Raw genomic sequence first — 3,395 nt, 5'->3', positions numbered from 1 at the left:
GCACGCGCCGCTCGGCCTGGTCGGCGTGATCGCGCCGTGGAACTACCCGTTCACCAACGGCTTCGGCGACTGCATCCCGGCGCTGATGGCCGGATCTCGACAGAGATCCGCCAGACGACGGATGCCCATCCGCCGCTCCCACGACCATCATCCGCACGATGCCGATACCTCCCACTCCTCCCCAGCCCGATCTCCCCGACGCGTTCAGCGTCTCGCCCAAGGCGTGGGCGACGATCAGTCAGGTCGCCTTCATCGGGCGGATCGTCCTGCTGCCCGCCGGGCTGCTGTCGCTGCTGGCGACGTTCATCGAGACCGACGGAGTGGGGGCGCTCACGAAGATCTTCCTCACGCTCCTGGCGCTCGCGCTGGTGACGTTCGCGGTCCTCGGCACCGTCAAGCCGGGCCGCGTGTTCGACCTCGTGACTGTCGCGCTGGCGCTCACGCTGGCCGGCACGTGGGGCTTCTACGCGTTTGCGAGCCTCGGCAACGAGTACCAGAGCAAGCTCTACATCCTCCAGTTCTTCGCCTGGCTCGCGACCCTCGGCGGCGGCCTCGCCGTCGGCGCGGTGCTGCTGCCCGGGCCGACGGCCGCGGTCCCGTTGAAGCTCGGCGGGGCGTCGACTCCGGGCCCGGGCGCGCAGCAGTGGGGCGCCCCGTCCGGGTACGCGCCGCCCGCCCAGGGCTACGGCCCGGCCCCGACCGGCTTCGGCGCTCCGACCTCGGCCCCGGCGGGCCCGCCGCCCGGCGCCACCTCGTCGTTCGCGCCGCCGGCCGCGCCCGCCCCGACCCCCGAGCCGCCGGCCGAGCCCGCGGTCCCCGCGCCGACGTCCGACGCGCCCGAGCCCGGCTGGTACCCCGCCCCCGACGGCGTCAACGCGCGCTGGTGGGACGGCAGCACGTGGACCGGCGAGCGACGCCCGCTGGCGGACTTCGACGACGCCACCGGCTCCTGATGACGGGCGGGCGGATCGTCCTCGGTGCCGAGGACTTCGACGACGCCCGCCCCGCCCCGCTCGGGGCGCCCACGGGCTCCCCGGACCCCGTGTCGCCCGGGGGCGACGCGCCGGCTGTTCCTCCGGTCGCCCCTCCGCGGGCCGCCGCGCCGCCGGCCGGTGCTCCCCCGCCGACCGCCGGCTCGGCCCTGGCCGGGGTGGCCGCGCCGGCCCCCGCTCCCGGCGTGCCGGGTCCGGCCTCCTTCCCGCCGCCGGCGCCGGGAGCCGCCCCGCTCGCCGGCCTCGGCCAGCGCTTTGCGGCCGTGCTCCTCGACGGGGCGATCGTGTTCGCGATCGACCTCGTCGTGGTCGCCGTCGCGCTCGTCCTCTCCGCCGTCGGCGCGACGATCCTGGGCGTGGCCCTCGCCGTGCTGGGCTGGCTGGTCGTGCCGTTCGTCTACACCCCGGTCCTGCTCGGAAGGCCTGGCGCGCGCAACGGGCAGACCTGGGGCAAGCAGGTGCTCGGCGTCCGCGTCCTGCGCGTCGACGGGCAACCGCTGACCTCGGGCACCGGCTTCCTGCGGTTGCTCTGCACGATCATCCCGCTGTACTTTGTCTGGGCGCTCTTCGAGCCGCTGAAGCAAGGACTGCACGACAAGATCGCCGGCACCGTGGTCGTCGTGGCGGGACCCGCCACTCCGCCCCCGTCGACCCCAGTCGGCACCCCGGCCCCGCCGTACGGCCGCTGATGACGGACCGGCGGATCGTCCTCGGGTTCGAGGACTTCGACGACGACCCGCCCAAGCGCGGCGCGACGGACGCCTTCGGGCGGCCGGTCGTCCCGCGGGCGGCCCCGGCGGAGCCGCCCGCGGATCCGCGGGCAGACGACGACCCGCCGACCCGGCCGGGCGCGTTGCGGCCCCGGGACGCCACGGAGCCCGTGCCCGCCGGCCGCGAATCGCCCTCCGCGGGCTTCGCCCGGCCGGTCTCCGGCTCCGGAGGACCGCCGCCCTCGAGCCCCGGCCTCGGTATGCCGTCCTCCGGCCCCGGTCTCGGGACGCCGCCGACGGGCCCGCCGCCGGCCGGTCCCGGCTACGGTCCGCCGCCGTCCGCACCGCCACCAGGCGGGCAACCCTATGGGCCGCCGCCCTCGGGCCCACCGCCCGGCGGATCGCCCTACGGCCCGCCGCCGGGCTTCGCCCCGGGGCCGGCCCCAGGCGCGTGGGCTCCGGTCGCTCTGGTCGCCCCCGCGCCACCGGGGGGCGCGGTCGTCTCGCTGGTCCTCGGGATCGTCGGCCTGGTCGTCTGCGGGCTCCTGTGCTCGGTCCCGGCGATCGTCTTCGGCCACATCGCGATGTCGCAGTCCGCGGCGCTGCCCGGGCGACCGGGGCACGGCATGGCGCTCGCCGGGACGATCCTGGGCTGGATCGGCACGCTGATCTGGGTCATCGTGCTCGCCGTGATCCTCGGCGGCGTCTGAGAGAGGCCGTGAGGCTGGATCCGCCGATGACCGTTCGAACGTCGGCGTCGAGGGCCGAGTGTGGGCCGATCGGCCACGTGAGGACGGTCGGTGACCACGCGATCGTGGCCGGTCGGGTCGCGCGAAGGTCATCGGCGTCGTGACGATCCGCGGATCGGTGAGGCCGGGCTGAGCGTGGATCCGGTCAGGCGCCCGTCGGAGGGACCCCGGCGTCGTGGTCGGCGCGGACGAGTCCGAGCTCGAACGCCCGCTCGACGACGCGGGCCCGCTTGCGGTTCTGCGGCAGATCCTCGATCCCGAGGGCCACGAAGAGCGCGCGCATCTGCGTCTTGACGGCGTCGATCCCGACGACGAGCTCCGCCGCGATCTGCTGGTTGGACGCCGGCGCGGCGACGACCCCGGGGCGGCAGGGCCGGCACAACGCGTCGAGGACGCGCCGCTGGGCGGGCGAGAGCTCGACGGCGAGCCGGGCGTCGCTGGCCTCGACCGTGATCGAGTTGCCGATCGCCTGGGGGTCGTGGAACGCGAGGCTGGTCCCGCCGACCCGGATGACGTCGCCGTCCTCCAGCCGGTGGCGCCCGGTGAGCCGCAGTTCGCCGACGAACGTGCCGTTGCGCGACACCCCGTCGTCCAGGAGCCAGCACGACCCGGCGATCGACTCGATCCGGGCGTGCACGCGCGAGACGCGGGCGTCCCAGTCGATGACGACAGCCTGGCCGGGCCGTCGGCCGATCGACGAGGCCTCGTGGTCCGCCGGCAACAGCACGATCCGCAGGAGCTCCCCCGGCGGGCGGACCGTGAGGAACGGGGCGCCGAGGGCGCGGTGGCGCTGGACGGCCTCGAGCTCCAGGCCGCGGACGGGAAGGGGCGAGCTGCTGGTGGTCATCCGGACGGGGCGCCCCGTCCGGCGTGCGGCGCACGCGGGGCGGGGGCGGGACCATACCCGCCGGGCGCGCCGGATCGTCCGGGCGGCGCTCGCCGCC

The 3,395-nt window shown here is 76.3% G+C and carries 4 protein-coding genes and 1 pseudogene; 4 read left to right on the top strand and 1 reads right to left on the bottom strand.

The window, feature by feature from the left end:
- Positions 1–16 precede the first annotated feature (16 nt).
- From AB0L40_RS27340 to AB0L40_RS27325, 4 genes and pseudogenes are all read left to right on the top strand, one after another.
- Positions 17–85, top strand: a pseudogene (locus AB0L40_RS27340) (hypothetical protein); the annotation flags it as partial.
- A gap of 73 nt (positions 86–158) precedes the next feature.
- Complete coding sequence (locus AB0L40_RS27335) at positions 159–953, top strand: DUF2510 domain-containing protein (RefSeq protein ID WP_364361891.1); 795 nt, start codon at positions 159–161, stop codon at positions 951–953.
- A 224-nt stretch (positions 954–1,177) separates the two neighbouring features.
- Positions 1,178–1,681 carry an RDD family protein gene (locus AB0L40_RS27330; protein WP_364361893.1) on the top strand — a complete coding sequence of 168 codons (504 nt, stop codon included), beginning with the start codon at positions 1,178–1,180 and terminating at the stop codon, positions 1,679–1,681.
- A complete protein-coding gene (locus tag AB0L40_RS27325) occupies positions 1,681–2,412 on the top strand; it encodes a DUF4190 domain-containing protein (protein ID WP_364361889.1) in 732 nt (243 codons plus the stop codon). Before AB0L40_RS27330 ends, AB0L40_RS27325 begins: the two co-directional genes overlap by 1 nt.
- Before the next feature lie 184 nt (positions 2,413–2,596).
- On the opposite strand, the gene AB0L40_RS27320 is transcribed toward AB0L40_RS27325, so the two are convergent.
- A complete protein-coding gene (locus tag AB0L40_RS27320) occupies positions 2,597–3,298 on the bottom strand; it encodes an FHA domain-containing protein (RefSeq protein WP_364361887.1) in 702 nt (233 codons plus the stop codon).
- Positions 3,299–3,395: the final 97 nt, after the last annotated feature.

Origin of the sequence: Patulibacter sp. NPDC049589, assembly GCF_040675535.1 — a bacterium.
Taxonomy (GTDB): domain Bacteria; phylum Actinomycetota; class Thermoleophilia; order Solirubrobacterales; family Solirubrobacteraceae; genus Patulibacter.
The sequence above is the reverse complement of the archived record's forward strand: the minus strand, read 5'-3'. Positions and strand labels throughout refer to the sequence as shown.

What these genes read in the sequence shown, in the direction of transcription:
- AB0L40_RS27335 (WP_364361891.1), top strand. Translation starts at nt 159, where the DNA reads ATGCCGATACCTCCCACTCCTCCCCAGCCCGATCTCCCCGACGCGTTC.
- AB0L40_RS27325 (WP_364361889.1), top strand. Translation starts at nt 1,681, where the DNA reads ATGACGGACCGGCGGATCGTCCTCGGGTTCGAGGACTTCGACGACGAC.
- AB0L40_RS27320 (WP_364361887.1), bottom strand. Translation starts at nt 3,298, where the DNA reads ATGACCACCAGCAGCTCGCCCCTTCCCGTCCGCGGCCTGGAGCTCGAG.